The sequence below is a fragment of the Zoogloea oryzae genome (assembly GCF_030161255.1).
Classification (GTDB): Bacteria; Pseudomonadota; Gammaproteobacteria; order Burkholderiales; family Rhodocyclaceae; genus Zoogloea; species Zoogloea oryzae.
Map to the genome: position 1 here is coordinate 1 of NZ_BSPX01000063.1, position 16,560 is coordinate 16,560.

Genomic DNA, 16,560 nt, shown 5'->3' on the forward strand with positions numbered 1-16,560 from the left:
CGGCGCTGGCGGGCGGCTCGCCCGGGCCGAGGGCGAAGCGCAGCTGCCGGTGGCTGTCGAAGACGTGGATGGCGGTGATGTCGGCGTCGTCGGCGACGAGCCGGGGCAGGAGCCGCGCGACGCCGCGGGCTTCGGCGAGGGTCAGGCCGTTGGCGGCGCTGCGGGTGAAGGTGGCGCGGACTTCGTCGGCGGCGATGCCGATGCGCGAGGCGGTGAGCCCGGTGAGGAGCTCGCCCTCCTTGTGGATCAGCAGCAGGGCCTGCAGGCCGAGGGCGAGGGCCTGGGCGACGAACAGCAGGAGCCCGATGCGCAGCCAGCGGGCGAGGGTGAGTCGGGGGGCTGCCGCCGGAAGCGGGGGCTGGCTGGCTGAGGGAGACATCCGCGGCACTCCTGGGCGGGGGCGGGATGCCTGGAAGACTGCTGCCGCCCCTTCACTTGACCAGCATAGGCCAATGAAGGCGGCAGCGCACGCCGTAATCGCGCGGAAGGGTGCGGCGGCGCCATCCTTCGCGGGGCGGGCGCCCCGCCGAGGATGGCGGGTGGATCAGCCCTGGTTGTCGGCGTTGCCGCCCACCGGGGTGAACAGCGCGTCGACGAACTCCTTGGCGCGGAAGGCCTGGAGGTCGTCGATCTGCTCGCCCACGCCGATGAAGCGCAGGGGCTTGGGGCTCTGGCGGGCGATGGCGGCCACCACGCCGCCCTTGGCGGTGCCGTCGAGCTTGGTGAGCACCAGGCCGGTGACGCCGATGGCGGCGTCGAAGGCCTTGACCTGCTGCAGGGCGTTCTGGCCGATGTTGGCGTCGAGCACCAGCAGGACTTCGTGGGGGCCGGAGGGCTCGGCCTTCTGGATCACCCGGCGCACCTTGGCGATCTCTTCCATCAGGTGCAGCTGGGTGGGCAGGCGGCCGGCGGTGTCGGCCAGCACGATGTCGATGTTGCGGGCGCGGGCGGCGCTGATCGCGTCGAACACCACCGCGGCCGGATCGCCGGATTCCTGGGCGATGACGGCCACGCCGTTGCGCTCGCCCCAGGTCATCAGCTGCTCGCGGGCGGCGGCGCGGAAGGTGTCGCCGGCGGCCAGCAGCACGCTCTTGCCCTGGTTCTGGAAGTGCTTGGCGAGCTTGCCGATGGAGGTCGTCTTGCCCGAGCCGTTAACGCCCGCGATCATGATGATGTAGGGCTTGTGGCTGCTGATCTCGAGGGGTTTTTCGAGCGGCTGGAGGATGGACAGCAGGCCTTCCTGCAGTGCGCCCTGGAGCTGGTCGGCCGTTTCGAGCTTGTCGCGCTTCCAGCGCAGGCGCAGCTCTTTCAGCAGGTGCTGGGTGGCTTCGACGCCGCAGTCGGCCATCAGCAGAGTGGTCTCCAGCTCTTCGAGGAACTCCTCGTCGATCTTGCGCCGGGAGAACAGGCTGGTGATGCCGCCGAGGCCGCCGCCGATCTGCTCGCGGGTGCGGGACAGGCCGGAGCGCAGACGGTCCATCCACGAACGCTTCTTCTCGGGTTCGGGGGCAGGCGCCGGCGCGGCGGCGGGTGTGGGAGCCGGTGCCTGGGCAGGGGCCGCGGCCGTTTCCGGCGTTGGCGTTTCGGGAGGCGTATCGCCGCCCTTGAGGGTTTTCTTCAGGAAACCAAACATGAGGAGCCGGGTCTGAGTGTGGGTCGAATCTTGGCGGTCAGCGCGCGAAGCCGCGTGCCAAAGCCGGTTGGCCGGGGTGTCGGATGCCGCTATGATGCCGCGCGAACACGTGGGGCGCAGCGGGCAATGAGTTGGCAGTAAAGCTTCCGACAGCCTGCATCTTCAAATTTTACCAGATGCTTCAAAAGCCTATGATGAATCGCAGTTTGCGCTCCGGCATCGTTGCCGGCGCCCTGGCGGTGGCCTTTGCCATGCCGGCCTGGGCCAATCCCTTCGAGCACACCCTTCCCAACGGAATGAAGCTGATCGTCAAGGAAGACCGGCGGGCGCCGTCGGTGGTACATATGGTCTGGTACAAGGTGGGCGCGATGGACGAGGTGGATGGCACCTCGGGCGTGGCCCACCTGCTCGAGCACATGATGTTCAAGGGGACGAAAAAAGTCGGCCCCGGCGAGTTCAACAAGCAGGTGGCCGCAGCCGGTGGGCGTGACAACGCCTTCACCAGTTACGACTACACCGCCTACTTCCAGCAGGTGCCGAAGGAAGCCCTCGGCAAGATGATGACGCTCGAGGCCGACCGGATGAGCAACCTCCAGATCACCGAAGACGGTTTCCGCAAGGAGATCGAGGTGGTCAAGGAAGAGCGCCGCCTGCGCACCGACGACAAGCCCCGCTCGCTGGTCGTCGAGCAGCTGATGGCCACCGCCTTCCAGGCCCATCCGTATCGCCGCCCGATCATCGGCTGGATGTCCGATCTCGACAACATGACCGCCCAGGACGCCCGCGACTGGCACCAGCGCTGGTACGTGCCCAACAACGCCACGCTGGTGGTGGTGGGCGATGTGGATCACGCTGCGGTCTTCAAGGAAGCCGAGCGCACCTACGGCCACGCCAGGGCCCGCGCCCTGCCGGTGCGCAAGCCGCTCGTCGAACCCGAGCAGGCCGGCCCCCGTCGCACCGTGGTGAAGGCCCCGGCCGAGCTGCCCTACGTGGCCCTCGCCTGGCGTGTGCCCACCCTGCGCGACATCCACAAGGATGGCGACTACTACGCCCTGCAGGTGCTCGCCGCGGTGCTCGACGGCTATGACGGCGCCCGGCTGGCCAAGAACATCGTGCGCGGCAGCCGCGTGGCGGTGACCGCCGGCGCCGGCTACGACGGCACCGCCCGCGGCGAATCCCTGTTCGTGCTGGATGGCGCCCCCGCCGCCGGCAAGACCGTCGCCGACGTGGAGGCCGCCCTGCGCGCCGAGCTCGCCCGCATCCAGACCGACGGCGTCTCCGACGACGAGCTGCGCCGGGTGAAGGCCCAGGCGGTCTCCGGCCAGGTCTACAAGCGCGACTCGCTGATGGGCCAGGCCATGGAAATCGGCATGGCCGAGATGGTCGGCCTGTCGTGGAAGAACGACGCCGAGATGCTGGCGCGCATCCGCGCGGTGACCCCGGCCGAGGTTCAGGCTGTGGCCCGCAAGTATTTCAGCGACGACCACCTCACCGTCGCCCAGCTTGATCCCCTGCCGGTGGACCCGCAGGCCCGCGCCAAGGCGCAGGCGGCCGGCGGCCATCACCACTGACGCCCCGCTTTTCTGGTGAATCGACTGATGATCTCTCCTCGCCAACGCTTTGGTCTGGCCCTCGCGCTGACCGTCGCCACCCTGATTTCGTCCCCCGCCCGCGCCGGGCTGGCCATCCAGAACTGGACCACCCCGGGTGGCACCCGCGTGTTCTTCGTCGAGAGCCGGGCCCTGCCCATCGTCGACGTGCAGGTGGATTTCCGAGCCGCCGGCACTGAAGTCCCCGCCGGCAAGGCCGGCCTCGCCGGGCTGACCCGTGGCCTGCTGGATGCCGGCGCCGGCAACCTCGACGAAGATGCCATCGCCAACCGCGTCGCCGATCTCGGCGCCCAGATCGGCGGTGGTGCCGACATGGACCGCGCGTCGCTGTCCCTGCGCACCCTCAGTTCCGCCACCGAGCGGGACGGCTCAGTGGAGCTGCTCGCCACCCTGATCGGCAAGCCGACTTTCCCGGCCGCCGCGGTCGAGCGCGAGAAATCCCGTCTCATCGCCGGCCTGAAGGAAGCCGAAACCCAGCCGGATTCGATCCTCTCCCGGCGCTTCTCGGCGGCGATCTTCCCGGATCACCCCTACGGCCGCACGCCCACCGTCGACACCGTGACGACCCTCAGCCGCGACGATCTGGCGGATTTCCATCGCCGCAACTACACCTCGGCCCGGGCCACGGTGAGCATCGTCGGCGATGTGTCCCGCGCCGAGGCCGAAGCCATCGCCAGCCGGCTGGTGGCCGATCTGCCCGTGGGCGAGGCGCCGGCCGCGACCGCCAACACCACCGTGCCGGCGCGCCAGGTGATCCGCGTGCCCCACCCGTCGGCCCAGGCCCACATCGCCGTCGGTCAGCCGGGCATCCGCCGGGGCGATCCGGATTTCTTCCCGCTGTTCGTGGGCAACTACATCCTGGGTGGCGGCGGCTTCGTGTCGCGGCTCACTGGCGAAGTGCGCGAGAAGCGCGGCTACGCCTACAGCGTGTACAGCTACTTCGCGCCCCAGCGTGATGTGGGCCCGTTCCAGATCGGCCTGCAGACCAAGGGCAGCCAGACCGACGATGCGCTGAAGGTGGTCGGTGCGACCCTCGACGAGTTCCTCGCCAAGGGCCCGACCGAAGCCGAGCTGAAGGCCGCCAAGGACAACCTGATCAACGGCTTCGCGCTGCGCCTGGATTCCAACCGCAAGATGCTCGACCAGGTGGCGGCCATCGGCAGCTTCGGCCTGCCGCTGGATTACCTCGACACCTGGCGCGACAAGGTGCGCGCGGTTACCGCAGCGCAGATCCGCGATGCCTTCCGCCGCCACGTGTCCCAGGACAATCTGGTGACGGTAGTGGTCGGCGGTGATGGCGACAAGACCGCCACGCCCAAAAACGGAGCCGCCCGTTGAGCCGCATCCGCATCATCGGCGGCGACTGGCGCTCGCGCCTGATCGACGTGCGCACCGTGAAGGGCCTGCGCCCCACGCCGGATCGGGTGCGCGAGACGCTCTTCAACTGGCTCGGCCAGGAGATGGACGGCCTGCGTTGCCTCGATCTCTTCGCCGGCAGCGGCGCGCTGGGCTTCGAGGCGGCCTCGCGGGGGGCGGCGAGCGTCACGATGATCGAGCAGGACCCGGTCGCGCTGGCCGCGCTGCAGGCCAACGCGAAAACCCTACGGGCGACGTGTGTACAGATTGTGCGGGGCGATGCGCTAAACTTCGCCCGTTCCACGGCCCAGCCCTTTGACGTCGTGTTCGTCGACCCGCCCTACCGGGCCGGCTGGATCGATCGCATCGCGCCGCTCCTGCCGAAACTCCTCAGCGACGGGGGGCTGGTCTATGTGGAAGCGGAATACAAAATCGACAACATCGACCGATTGACGCGCATCAAGCACGGCTCGGCCGGACAGGTGTATTACCACCTCTTCGCCCGCGCCGACTGATCGACGTCGATCTCGCCGGCCGGGAGGGGCATTGCATGAGGGACGGTATCGCGGTTTATCCGGGCACCTTCGATCCATTCACCCGCGGACACGAGGATCTGGTTCGCCGAGCCTCCCGTCTGTTCGAGAAGCTCATCATCGGTGTGGCGGCGAGCGGCGGCAAAGGGCCGATCTTCTCCCTCGAGGAGCGCGTGGAGATCGCCAGGGAAGTGCTGGCGCCCTACCCGAACGTCGAGGTGCAGGGGTTTTCGTGCCTGCTGATGGATTTCCTGCACCGGAACAACGCGCGGGTCATCCTGCGCGGGCTCAGGGCGGTGTCGGATTTCGAGTACGAGTTCCAGATGGCCGGCATGAACCGCAAGCTCTACCCGGACGTCGAGACGGTATTCCTGACGCCGGCCGACGAGTACATGTTCATCTCCGCCACCATGGTGCGCGAGATCGCGCGGCTCGGTGGTGATGTCAGCAAATTCGTGCAGCCGAGCGTCAACGCGCGGCTGCTCACCAAGATCAACAAACAGTAAGTAACGAAGGAAACAAGCAAAATGGCCTTGATGATTACCGACGAGTGCATCAACTGCGACGTCTGCGAGCCGGAGTGCCCGAATGGCGCCATCTCCCAGGGTGATGAAATCTACGTGATCGACCCGAACAAGTGCACCGAGTGCGTCGGCCACTTCGACGAGCCCCAGTGCCAGCAGGTCTGCCCGGTGGATTGCATCCCCTTCAATCCGGAACACCCGGAAAGCAAGGACGACCTGATGGAGAAGTTCCTCCGCCTGACCGCAGACAAGTAAGCAGTCGCGCGCCAGAACGGCAAAAAGCCGGCGACACCTTCGGGTGCGCCGGCTTTTGTGTTTTTACGGCCCGGGAGGATCAGGCCGCCAGGGCGGAAGGCGCGCCGGGCGCCACGGGCATGTCGAGGGCCTGTTCGATCTGGTCGGCCAGCTTTCCGATTTCGCGCAGCTGGATGACCAGGGTCTCCTCGGCCTGCTGGAGTTCGCGCACCCGGTCTTCGAGGGTGTCGGTGGCCTGGTGGATGCGCTTGACGCTCTCGAGGCGGCGCTTGAGCTGGAGCTGGTATTCGCGCACCTGGGTTTCGAGGGGCGCCATCACCGCCCGCAGCCATTGCTCGGCGTCCCGGTTGGCCACTTCGAAAGTGCGCCGGGCCTGCACCGCGACGGTCTCGAAGAACTTCTGGGTGAGCGTGTGCTTCTCGGTGGTGACGATGGTCAGCACCGTGTTGAACTGGCTGTTGAAGGCTTCCTCGAGGCGCTCGATCTCCTTCTCGTAGCGCAGGGTGGAGAAGGCGGTGGGCGCGGCGAGCTTGAGTCCGTGCTCGACGGTGAAGCGCTTGTACATGGCGTCGAGCATCTTGGAGATCTCGCCGATCTCGTCGGTGGATTTCTTGAGGTTGCCGCGCAGGTGCTGGAAGAAGCCCTTCATCGCTTCGCGCAGGCCGCGGGAGAAGGCGGCGTCGAGCATCGCCTCGCGGGTGCGGCGGGTCTCGTCGCGCAGGGCGTCGAGGCCCAGGTGGCCGAAGAGGTTGTTGGAGAGGTTGGAGAACACGCTGCGCACGGCGTAGTACTTCTGCAGGCCTTCCTCGAACTCGTCCTTCTCGGAGCGCACCTTGCGCATCATGTATTCGATGACGTTCTGGTTCTTGCCGCGCAGGTCGGTGAGTTCCTGGAGCTGCTCGCGCAGGCCGGTCAGGCGCGCGTTGAGGAGTTCGCGCGAACGGCTGACGATGTCGGCCACGTCGCCGTGGGTGTTGTCGCGGACGATGTCGCGCTTGGTGGGCAGGAGTTCGGTGGACAGGGCGCGCTCGAGATCGACGAGGCGGCTGCGCTCCAGCAGTTCGGTGTCGTCGCTCACCTTGGCGACCAGGCCCTTCTGGGCCGACACCGGGAAGACCTGCGACGGGTCGATCTCGAGGGTGCTGGCGACGCTGGCCACCTGGCCGGCGATCTCGCGTTCGATCTCGGCGTCGGTGCGCAGGCCGTCCCAAAGGCCGTCGATCTTGTTGAGGGCGACGATCCGGCCGCGCTGGCGGCGCCCGGCATTGACGTGCTCGCGCCACACGGCGAGATCGCTCTGGGTGACGCCGGTGTCGGCAGCGAGGATGAACAGCACCGCGTGGGCGTTGGGCAGCAGGTTGAGGGTGAGCTCGGGTTCGGCGCCGATGGCGTTGAGGCCCGGCGTGTCGAGGATCACCAGGCCCTGCTCGAGCAGCGGGTGCGGAAACTGGATGATGGCGTGGCGCCACAGGGGAATCTCGACCTTGCCCTGGGCGTCGGGGCGGATGCCCTTGTCGCCGCTGCCGTCGATGGGGAAGCCCAGCGCCTCGGCTTCGGCGACGGTGGCCATGCGCGTCTCGCCCACCTGGGCCAGCGCCTGCTGAAGGCTCTCGGCCGAGCTGGTGTCGAGGGGGCGGATCTGCCACTCCTCGGGGTAGCGCTTGAGTTCGGTGATGCTGGCGTTGGTCTTGCGGCTTTCGATGGGCAGCAGGCGGATCTCGGGCTGGTCGCCTTCCTTCCACTGCAGCTCGGTGGGGCACATGGTGGTGCGCCCGGCGCTGGAGGGGAGGATGCGGTTGCCGTAGCCGGCAAAGAACACGGCGTTGATGAGCTCGGACTTGCCCCGGGAGAACTCGGCCACGAAGGCGACGATCAGCTTGTCCTCGCGCAGGCGGTCGAGCAGATACTGCAGGCGCAGATCGGACTGGGCATCGCCGATCTCGTTCTCCTGCAGCCACTTGCGGAGCTCCCCGATCCCCGAGGCGACGTCTCCGCGCCACTGGGTGTAGGCGGAGAAATGTTCAGCAAGCATTTGGGCGTCTTTCACGAGCTTGATTCCTGGCCACGCGCCGCATTACCGGCAAATTTTTGCGAGTTGACAGCATAAACGGGATCGCCCCGCGCCGGAATGGTTTCAGCGCTGGCAGCGGGGGCAATAGAAGGTGGCGCGCTGGCCCATGATCCGCTTGCGGATCGGCGTGGCGCAGTGCCGGCAGGCCTCGCCGTCGCGGCCGTAGACGAAATACTGTTGCTGGAAGTAGCCCGGCGCGCCATTGCTGCCAACGAAATCCCGCAGCGTGCTGCCGCCGGCGGCCAGGGCGTCGGCGAGGGTCTCGCGGATGCACGCCACGAGCCGCGCGCAGCGCTTCGGGCCCAGTTCGCCCACCGGCGTGGTCGGGTCGATGCCGGCGCGGAACAGGCTCTCCGACGCGTAGATGTTGCCGATCCCCACCACCACGCTGCCGTCCATGATGAAGAGCTTCACCGGCGTGCGCCGGCCGCGGCTGGCCTTGTGCAGCCACGGGCCGTCGAAGGCGTCGTCCAGCGGCTCGATGCCGAGGCTGGCGAGGAGCGGGTGGGGCGCCTCGCCCGGTTGCCACAGCACCAGGCCGAAGCGCCGCGGATCGCGCAGGCGCAGGGCGCGGGGGCCGAAGACGATGTCCAGGTGGTCGTGCTTCTCGGGCGGCAGATCGGTCGGCACGATGCGCAGGCTGCCGGACATCCCCAGGTGCACCACCAGGCTGCCGGTGGAAAAGCGCAGCAGCAGGTACTTGGCGCGCCGCTCGACGGCCACGAGGGGCTGGCCCGTGAGGAGCTCGGCCAGATCGGCGGGCACCGGGTGGCGCAGCCGGCCGTTGCGGATCACCGCGCCGGTGGCGACGAGGCCGGTGAGTTCCGGGGCGATGCCGCGGCGGGTTGTCTCGACTTCGGGGAGTTCGGGCATGGCAACGGGCTTTGCGGGGCAGGGCGAAAGGAGCGAAGACCGCTTGCTTGCTGGCCTTCGGGAAAGCGCCTAACATCGGGCGAACCCTATTGTAGCGGCGCGATCCAAGCTCACGCAGCCGTTGCCCGATGCGTCGGGCCTTGAACCGACAGTCCAGTCCGAGTCATTTTCCATGAAGCCATCTTTCCGCCTTGCGCGCCCGGCCCGTCTGCTTGCCGCCCTGTTTCTTGCAGGTGGCCTGCTGGCCGGCACGGCCCACGCCCAGCAGCCGCTCGATGCCGGGGGCGTCGAGGCGACCGAGGGCAAGGCGGCCTATCCGGGGCAGGAGCTCACGCCGCAGATCCTCTACCAGCTGATGCTCGCCGAGGTGGCCGGCGCCCGCGGCCAGGGCGTGATGGCGGCCCAGTCGTATCTGGATCTCGCCCGCCGGACCCGCGACGCCCGCATCGCCCGGCGTGCCGCCGAGATGGCCGTGTTTGCCCGTCAGACCGATCTCGCCAGCGACGCCTCCCGCCTGTGGCTGGAGCTCGATCCCACGTCGCTGCAGGCCCAGCAGTTGGCCTCCGGCGCCGCCGCCAGCAGCGCCCGCATCGAGGAGCTCGAAACCCATCTCGCGTCGGCGCTGGCGCGGCTGGGCGACAAGGTCGGTCCTGCGCTGCTTGGGCTTAACCGCGGCCTCGCCCGCATCCCCGACAAGGCGCTGATCCGCCGGCTGGTGAATGACCTCACCCAGCCCTACCTCGACCAGCCCGAAGCCCACTTCGCCCGCGCCAACGCGGCCTACACGGCCGGCGATGCCGCAGGCGCCGCCCAGGCCCTCGAAGGTGCCCTGCGCCTGCGTCCCGACTGGGAGCAGGCGGTGGTGCTGGAGGCCCAGCTCCTCCAGGAGACTTCGCCCGGCAAGGGCATCGAGTCGCTCCGGACTTACGTCGCCGCCCATCCCGACGCCCGCGAGCCGCGCATCACCCTGGCTCGCCTGCTGGTGGCCGCCAAGCAGTTCGGCCCGGCGCGGGAACAGTTCGACGAACTCCTCAAGCGCTCGCCCGACGACCGGGACGTGGTGCACGCCTCGGCCCTGCTCGCCATGCAACAGGGCGACCGACCGGCGGCCGAGCGGTATTTCAAGCGGCTGCTCGAGCTGGGCTTTCCCGAGCCTGACACCGTGCGGGTCTATCTCGGCCAGCTCGCCGAGGAGGCCAAGCGTCCCGACGACGCGATCGCCTGGTACAAGGCGGTCGAGCCAGGCGCCCAGTACGTGGCGGCCCAGGGGCGCATCGCCCAGGTGCTGGCCAACCGGGGCAAGCTTGGCGATGCCCGCGCCCACCTTCAGGCGCTTGCCCGCGAGGCCACGCCGGCCGATCAGGTGCAGTACGTGCTGCTCGAATCCCAGCTGCTCCGCGACGCCAACCGCAACGACGACGCCTTCACGGTGCTCGACGATGCGCTCCGGCAATCCCCCGACAATCCCGATCTCCTCTACGAATCGGCCCTGATGGCCGAGCGGATCGGGCGGGTCGAGGTGATGGAAGGTCGGCTGCGCAAGCTCATCGCCCTCAAGCCCGACCACGCCCACGCCTACAACGCCCTCGGCTACTCGCTGGTGGATCGCAACCTGCGCCTCGACGAAGCCGAGACGCTGATCCGCAAGGGCCTGGCCCTCGCCCCCAACGACCCCTTCATCATCGACAGCCTGGGCTGGGCCCAGTACCGCCGCGGCAAGCTGGCTGACGCCCTTGAAACCCTGCAGAAGGCCTTCAGCCTGCGGGCCGATCCCGAGATCGCCGCCCACCTGGGCGAGGTGCTGTGGATGCTCGGCCGCAAGGAAGAGGCCGCGAAGACCTGGCGCGACGCCGCCAAGGCCCATCCGGACAACACCGTGCTGGCCGACGTCATCAAGAAGTTCAAGCCTTGAAGCCCGCTGTCCTGATGCTTGCGCTCGGCCTCGTCGGCTGCGCGGCACCGGCCCTGCGCACACCGCCGGCCGAAATGGCGCCTGCCGCCGAGATCACGCGCTTCGCCGTCGAAGGCCGCCTTCAGGTGCGCGACGCCGAACGCAGCGCTGCCGTGGGCTTCGACTGGCAGCACGACGGCCCGCGGGACGAATGGCTGTTCACCGGCCCGCTGGGGCAGGGCCTGGCGCGGATCGAATCCGACGCCAGCGGCGCCCGCATGACGCTCTCGGATGGGCGCAGCTTCGAGGCCGCCTCGGCCGCCGAGCTGGCCGGTTCGCTCCTCGGCGTGGAGGCGCCCTTCGCCAGCCTGCCGCGCTGGGTCACCGCCCGGCCCGGCGCCGGCGCCCAGGTGCGCACCGTCGACACCCAGGGCCGCCCGCGCAACGTCGTGGACCAGGGCTGGACCATCGATTACACCGACTACACCGGCGAGGCGCCCGACGCCCTGCCGCGCAAGCTCGACGTCCACCGCGGCGACACCCGCTTGCGCCTGATCGTCGATGCCTGGAACCCCTGAGATGACGACTGCTGAAATCTTCGACCCCGCCGCGCCAGTGACCGTGCCCGCGCCGGCCAAGATCAACCTGTTCCTGCACATCATCGGGCGTCGCCCTGACGGCTATCATCTGCTCCAGACGGCTTTCCGGATGATCGACTGGGGCGACGAGATCACCCTGCAGCGTCGCGACGACGGGCAGGTCTGCCGCACCACCGACGTGCCCGGCGTGCCGGCTGAATCCGACCTCGTGGTGCGCGCCGCGCTGGCCCTGAAGGCCGCCAGCGGCACGCCCTGGGGCGCCGACATCGGCGTGGAGAAACGCATTCCGATGGGCGGCGGGCTGGGCGGCGGCAGCTCCGATGCGGCCAGCGTGCTGATCGCCCTCAACCGGATCTGGGGCTGCGGGCTGTCGCGCCAGCGGCTGCAGGAGATCGGCCTCACCCTGGGCGCGGACGTGCCCTTCTTCGTGTTCGGCGAGACGGCCTTTGCCGAGGGTGTGGGCGAGGCGCTGCAGGCGCTCGACGTGCCGCCGGCGTGGTACGTGGTGGTCGCGCCGAAGGTGTCGGTGCCCACCGCTCAAATTTTTTCTGCGCCAGGGTTGACACGGGATAGCAAACCCCTAATAATGCGGGGCTTCGCAACACACGAAACGCGAAACGACATGCAGGCAGCGGTCTGCAAGCTGTTTCCCGAAGTGGCTGAAGCGCTAGGGTGGTTGTCGCAGTATGGGGCAGCAATCATGAGCGGTTCGGGGGCCTGCATCTTCGCTCCCTTCGATTCGAAGGATGTGGCAGAGCAGGTCAGGGCCAAGGCCCCGGAAGGTTGGGATGTCTGGATTGCCAAAGGGCTTGACAGTCACCCGCTGAAGGGTTGGGTCGCGCAAGTGTGAAAACGATTTCTTGGGGAGTCGCCAAGTTGGTCAAGGCACCGGATTTTGATTCCGGCATTCGAAGGTTCGAATCCTTCTTCCCCAGCCAAATTCAGCGGGCAGGCCGAAAGCCTGCCCGCTTTGTTTTTTGCATCTTTTTTAGCAGCAACGTGAGGTGATCATGGCTTCGGGCAGCCTGATGGTTTTCACCGGCAACGCCAACCCCAAGCTCGCCGCAGATGTCGTGCGGCGCCTGGGCAAGTCTCTGGGTTCCGCCACTGTCGGGCGTTTCTCGGACGGCGAGGTCAATGTAGAACTGCTGGAAAACGTGCGTGGCAAGGACGTCTTCGTCCTTCAGCCGACCTGCGTTCCCACCAACGACAACATCATGGAATTGCTGATCATGGTGGATGCGCTCAAGCGGGCTTCGGCCGGCCGCATCACCGCAGCGATTCCCTACTTCGGCTACGCCCGTCAGGACCGCCGTCCCCGTTCGGCCCGTGTGCCCATCACCGCCAAGGTCGTGGCCAACATGCTGCAGGCCGCGGGTGTGCAGCGCGTGCTGACCGTCGATCTCCACGCCGACCAGATCCAGGGTTTCTTCGATATCCCGGTGGATAACATCTACGCCGCGCCGGTCCTGCTCGACGATCTCGAAAAGCAGCGAATCGAAGACCTGCTGGTCGTGTCGCCGGACGTCGGTGGCGTGGTGCGCGCGCGGGCCTTCGCCAAGCGCCTCGAATGCGATCTGGCGATCATCGACAAGCGCCGTCCGAAGGCCAACGTCTCCGAGGTGATGAACATCATCGGTGAAGTCGAAGGTCGCACCTGCGTGATCATGGACGACATCGTCGATACCGCCGGCACCCTGTGCAAGGCCGCGCAGGCCCTCAAGGAAAACGGCGCCAAGCGCGTGATGGCCTACGCCACCCACGCCGTGCTGTCCGGCCCGGCGATCAGCCGCATCAACGAATCGGATCTCGACGAGCTGGTTGTCACCGACACCATCCCGCTGTCCGACGAGGCCCGCGCCTGCAAGCGCATCCGCACCGTGTCCATCGGCGAACTGCTGGCCGACACCATCCTGCGGATCAGCAACGAAGAATCCGTCAGCTCGCTCTTCAACGAGTAAGCCAAAGTATTCGAGCCGGTGGGCGCAAGCCCGCCGGCTTTTTTCCACGCCCGTCTGGTCGCGGACGGGCGATCCAACCTGGAGTAGTTGTAATGACCATTCAATTCAACGCCAAGAAGCGCGAAGTGCAGGGTTCGAGTGCGAGCCGCCGCCTGCGTCGTGCCGGCAGCGTCCCCGCCATCGTCTTCGGTTCCGGTGAGCCGATCCAGATCTCCGTTGACCACAACGAGATCTACCACGCCCTGCGCAACGAGGCTTTCCACTCGTCCGTCCTGTCCATGAACCTGGACGGCGCCGTGCAGTCCGTGATCCTGAAGGACACCCAGTGGCACCCGTACAAGCAGCAAGTGCTGCACCTGGACTTCCAGCGCGTCGACGCCACCCACAAGATCCACGTGAAGGTGCCGCTGCACTTCATCAACGCTGACATCGCTCCGGGCGTCAAGCTCGAAGGCGGCATGGTCTCCCACCCGTACACCGAACTGACCGTCGAGTGCCTGCCGGGCGCTCTGCCGGAATTCATCGAAGTGGACCTGAAGGACCTGAAGAGCGGCGCCTCCATCCACGTGTCCGGTCTGACGCTGCCGGAAGGCGTGAAGGCCCTGACCCACGGTGAAGACCCGGTCGTGGCCACCATCCTGGCGATCCGCGGTGGCGACGATGCCGCCGAGGAAACCCCGGCTGCCTGATCGTCCCTCGGGGTTGCAGGGCCACTGACGCCATGAGCCAGCTTGCACCAAAGCTCATCGTCGGCCTTGGCAACCCCGGTGCGGAGTACGCTGAAACCCGGCATAACGCCGGGTTTTGGTTTTGTGAGCGCCTGGCCCGCGAGCTGGGCGTCTCATTCAGCAAGGAAGCGCGCTTCCACGGCCTCGCCGCCAACGCCCGCAACGACGGCGTGTGGCTGCTGATGCCCCAGACCTTCATGAACCGTTCCGGTCAGTCGGTCGCGGCGCTTGCCCGCTTTTACCGGATCAATCCGGCCGAGATCCTCGTCGTCCACGACGAGCTCGACATTCCTCCGGGCCAGCTGCGCCTCAAGTTTGGCGGCGGCCTCGGCGGCCACAACGGCCTCAAGGACATCACCGCCCATCTGGGCACCCAGGATTTCTGGCGCCTGCGGGTTGGCATCGGCCATCCGGGCGACCGTAACGAAGTGGTCAACTTCGTCCTCAAGCCGCCCCGGCGCGAGGAGTCCGAACTCATCGACGAATCCCTCGATCGCGCACTCGTCGCCTGGCCGCTGATGGCCAAGGCCGACTGGAACGCCGCCACGCAGCGTCTCAACACCCGTCCCGCCGCACCCAAACCGACACGTCAGGCGTAGCCAGCGCGAAAAATCGCGTATCGGCTTAAAGCTTGTCACCCGGCCGCCGTAGACCCGCCCATCAAGGGGATGGACACCCGCTGTGTCCGTTCGAGGGAAGGGATCTGCAAATGCGCAAGCTGTCGGATACGCCAATCTGGTTGCGACTGACCGGAGCCATCTGGCTCATGCTGGTCATCGCCTGGGGTGGCATGATCGCCTGGGAGACCCGGGTCAATCGCGAAACCGCCATCGATCAGGCTCAGGATTTCGCCAACTCGATCCACGAGATGACGATGGCCGGGCTCACCGGGATGATGATCACCGGCACGGTCGGCCAGCGGGAGGTCTTTCTCGACCAGATCAAGCAGCTGAGCGTGATCCGCGAATTGCAGGTGATCCGCGGCGAAGCGGTTTCCCGCCAGTTCGGTGCGGGCTCCCGCAGCCAGCCGGCGCTGGACGCCGACGAACAGGCCGCCATGACGACCCGCCAGCCGTTCGTGCAGGTCGAGCGCGATGCCCAGGCTGGCGAATACCTGCGGGTGGTCAAACCGGCCCTCGCGTCCGAGAACTACCTCGGCAAGAACTGCATCGCCTGCCATCAGGTGCCGGCGGGGACGGTGCTCGGCCTTGTCAGCATGAAGGTCTCCCTCGACAAGGTGAATGCGGCGGTCGAGCGTTTCATGTGGCAACGCATCGTTGCGGCGGCTTTGATCTCCCTGCCGCTGATCGCCTTTGTGGGCTTCTTCGTGCATCGTTTCGTGGTCACCCCCCTTAACGAGATGAACCGCAGTCTCGCCGAGATCGCCAAGGGCGAGGGTGACCTCACCCGCCGTCTCAAGGTGTCCGGGAGCGACGAAATCGGCCAGACGGCTTCTACCTTCAACGAGATGCTGGGGACCATCGCCCAGCTGGTTCGACAGGTCAGTGAGGCGGCAGGGCGGGTGATCGGATCGTCCCACGAGCTGGCTGCTGGTGCGGCCCGCGTGATCGACGGGTCGCGCCGGCAGCATGATCAGTCGGATCAGGCGAGTGAGGCCGTGTCGCGGATGACCGGCAATATCCTGGATGTCACCGCCAGCGCCGAGCAGGTTCATCAGCGCTCCCAGGAGAGCCTGCGTCGGGCCGGGGAGGGCAGCAAGACACTGGAGTCCCTCGTCGCCGAGGTGAATCACGCCGAAGACGCCGTTCGCCAGATGGCGGATTCGGTGGAGCAGTTCGTCCAGTCCACCACGGTCATCACCACCATGACCCGCGAGGTGCGGGAGATCGCCGACCAGACCAATCTGCTCGCGCTCAATGCCGCCATCGAGGCTGCCCGGGCCGGCGAACAGGGCCGCGGGTTTGCCGTGGTGGCCGACGAGGTGCGCAAGCTGGCCGAAAAGTCAGCCCGCTCGGCGGGTGAGATCGATGCGGTCACGTCGCAGATATCCCGTCAGTCGGTGGCGGTACGCGACGCCATCCATGCCGGGCTCGATCACCTGGCCTCAAGCCGGGAGGCCGTCGGCACCGTGTCTGCCGCCATCGAGTCGGCCAACGAATCCGTGGTTGCCGTCGGGCGTGGGCTCGACGAGATCGCGGTTGCCACCGAGAACCAGCGCCGGGCCAGCGAGGCTGTCGTCGAGAGCATCGACGCCATCACCGCCACGGCCCGCGAGAATGACTCCGCCGTCGAATCCACGGCCCGCGCCGCCCGCGACATGGAAACCCTGGCCAGCCAGCTCCAGCAGACGGTGTCCCGCTTCCGGGTCTGATCCGTCGGCGCTGCCTCAGCCCCGCAAGAAGGCCGGATCGATCCGGCCTTCTTGTCATGGGCGAATGACAAATGCCGGGTGAGCGGGAAAACATCACGCCCCGGGTGGCCGACATGCTTGCGCGGACGTGACAATTCGCCACAATTGAAAGCTTGGATGCACTGCCTCCGGCTTTACCCGGCGATGGTCGTCAG

General features: G+C 67.4%; 16 protein-coding genes and 1 tRNA gene. 13 read left to right on the plus strand and 4 right to left on the minus strand.

Annotated features, from left to right (window positions below):
* Together QQK25_RS17190 and ftsY are read right to left on the minus strand one after the other, a co-directional pair.
* On the minus strand, positions 1-379 hold a 379-nt coding region (locus QQK25_RS17190; protein WP_284189036.1), incomplete at its 3' end, for a hypothetical protein.
* A gap of 165 nt (positions 380-544) precedes the next feature.
* Positions 545-1,633: a signal recognition particle-docking protein FtsY gene (gene ftsY / locus QQK25_RS17195; RefSeq protein ID WP_284189037.1), complete on the minus strand. Its 1,089-nt coding sequence runs from the start codon at positions 1,631-1,633 to the stop codon at positions 545-547.
* A 194-nt stretch (positions 1,634-1,827) separates the two neighbouring features.
* Between ftsY and QQK25_RS17200 the strand changes: the two genes are divergently transcribed.
* The 5 genes from QQK25_RS17200 to QQK25_RS17220 are packed head-to-tail and all read left to right on the plus strand — an operon-like array spanning position 1,828 to position 5,911.
* Positions 1,828-3,204, plus strand: a complete 1,377-nt coding sequence (locus QQK25_RS17200) for a M16 family metallopeptidase (protein WP_438696498.1) — start codon at positions 1,828-1,830, stop codon at positions 3,202-3,204.
* 27 nt (positions 3,205-3,231) lie between these two features.
* Positions 3,232-4,581 (plus strand): M16 family metallopeptidase, encoded by a 1,350-nt coding sequence (locus tag QQK25_RS17205; RefSeq protein WP_284189039.1) that lies wholly within the window; start codon positions 3,232-3,234, stop codon positions 4,579-4,581.
* Entirely contained in the window at positions 4,578-5,114 is a 537-nt protein-coding gene (gene rsmD, locus QQK25_RS17210) for a 16S rRNA (guanine(966)-N(2))-methyltransferase RsmD (protein ID WP_284189040.1), read from the plus strand. The genes QQK25_RS17205 and rsmD overlap by 4 nt, the downstream gene beginning before the upstream one ends.
* A 35-nt stretch (positions 5,115-5,149) precedes the next feature.
* Positions 5,150-5,638: a pantetheine-phosphate adenylyltransferase gene (coaD, locus tag QQK25_RS17215; protein WP_153162106.1), complete on the plus strand. Its 489-nt coding sequence runs from the start codon at positions 5,150-5,152 to the stop codon at positions 5,636-5,638.
* Positions 5,639-5,659: 21 nt separating this feature from the next.
* Entirely contained in the window at positions 5,660-5,911 is a 252-nt protein-coding gene (locus QQK25_RS17220) for a YfhL family 4Fe-4S dicluster ferredoxin (protein WP_153162107.1), read from the plus strand.
* Between the two features lie 79 nt (positions 5,912-5,990).
* Here QQK25_RS17220 and QQK25_RS17225 read toward each other — a convergent pair whose 3' ends face one another.
* Together QQK25_RS17225 and mutM are read right to left on the minus strand one after the other, a co-directional pair.
* On the minus strand, positions 5,991-7,943 hold the full coding sequence (locus QQK25_RS17225) for a dynamin family protein (protein WP_284189060.1): 1,953 nt from the start codon (positions 7,941-7,943) through the stop codon (positions 5,991-5,993).
* Between the two features lie 102 nt (positions 7,944-8,045).
* Positions 8,046-8,855: a bifunctional DNA-formamidopyrimidine glycosylase/DNA-(apurinic or apyrimidinic site) lyase gene (gene mutM, locus QQK25_RS17230; RefSeq protein WP_284189041.1), complete on the minus strand. Its 810-nt coding sequence runs from the start codon at positions 8,853-8,855 to the stop codon at positions 8,046-8,048.
* Positions 8,856-9,027: 172 nt separating this feature from the next.
* Between mutM and QQK25_RS17235 the strand changes: the two genes are divergently transcribed.
* The 8 genes from QQK25_RS17235 to QQK25_RS17270 all read left to right on the plus strand — a co-directional run bounded on the left by QQK25_RS17235 (position 9,028) and on the right by QQK25_RS17270 (position 16,366).
* Positions 9,028-10,767, plus strand: a complete 1,740-nt coding sequence (locus QQK25_RS17235) for a tetratricopeptide repeat protein (protein ID WP_284189042.1) — start codon at positions 9,028-9,030, stop codon at positions 10,765-10,767.
* On the plus strand, positions 10,764-11,324 hold the full coding sequence (lolB, locus tag QQK25_RS17240; RefSeq protein ID WP_284189043.1) for a lipoprotein insertase outer membrane protein LolB: 561 nt from the start codon (positions 10,764-10,766) through the stop codon (positions 11,322-11,324). Before QQK25_RS17235 ends, lolB begins: the two co-directional genes overlap by 4 nt.
* Before the next feature lies 1 nt (position 11,325).
* Positions 11,326-12,195 carry a 4-(cytidine 5'-diphospho)-2-C-methyl-D-erythritol kinase gene (ispE, locus tag QQK25_RS17245; RefSeq protein WP_284189044.1) on the plus strand — a complete coding sequence of 290 codons (870 nt, stop codon included), beginning with the start codon at positions 11,326-11,328 and terminating at the stop codon, positions 12,193-12,195.
* Between the two features lie 11 nt (positions 12,196-12,206).
* Positions 12,207-12,283 (plus strand) — tRNA-Gln (locus tag QQK25_RS17250).
* Positions 12,284-12,355: 72 nt separating this feature from the next.
* Positions 12,356-13,306 carry a ribose-phosphate pyrophosphokinase gene (locus QQK25_RS17255; RefSeq protein WP_284189045.1) on the plus strand — a complete coding sequence of 317 codons (951 nt, stop codon included), beginning with the start codon at positions 12,356-12,358 and terminating at the stop codon, positions 13,304-13,306.
* 92 nt (positions 13,307-13,398) lie between these two features.
* Positions 13,399-13,995, plus strand: a complete 597-nt coding sequence (locus tag QQK25_RS17260) for a 50S ribosomal protein L25/general stress protein Ctc (RefSeq protein ID WP_153162113.1) — start codon at positions 13,399-13,401, stop codon at positions 13,993-13,995.
* 32 nt (positions 13,996-14,027) lie between these two features.
* Positions 14,028-14,633 carry an aminoacyl-tRNA hydrolase gene (gene pth / locus QQK25_RS17265; protein WP_284189046.1) on the plus strand — a complete coding sequence of 202 codons (606 nt, stop codon included), beginning with the start codon at positions 14,028-14,030 and terminating at the stop codon, positions 14,631-14,633.
* A 110-nt stretch (positions 14,634-14,743) separates the two neighbouring features.
* Entirely contained in the window at positions 14,744-16,366 is a 1,623-nt protein-coding gene (locus tag QQK25_RS17270; RefSeq protein WP_284189047.1) for a methyl-accepting chemotaxis protein, read from the plus strand.
* Positions 16,367-16,560 lie beyond the last annotated feature (194 nt).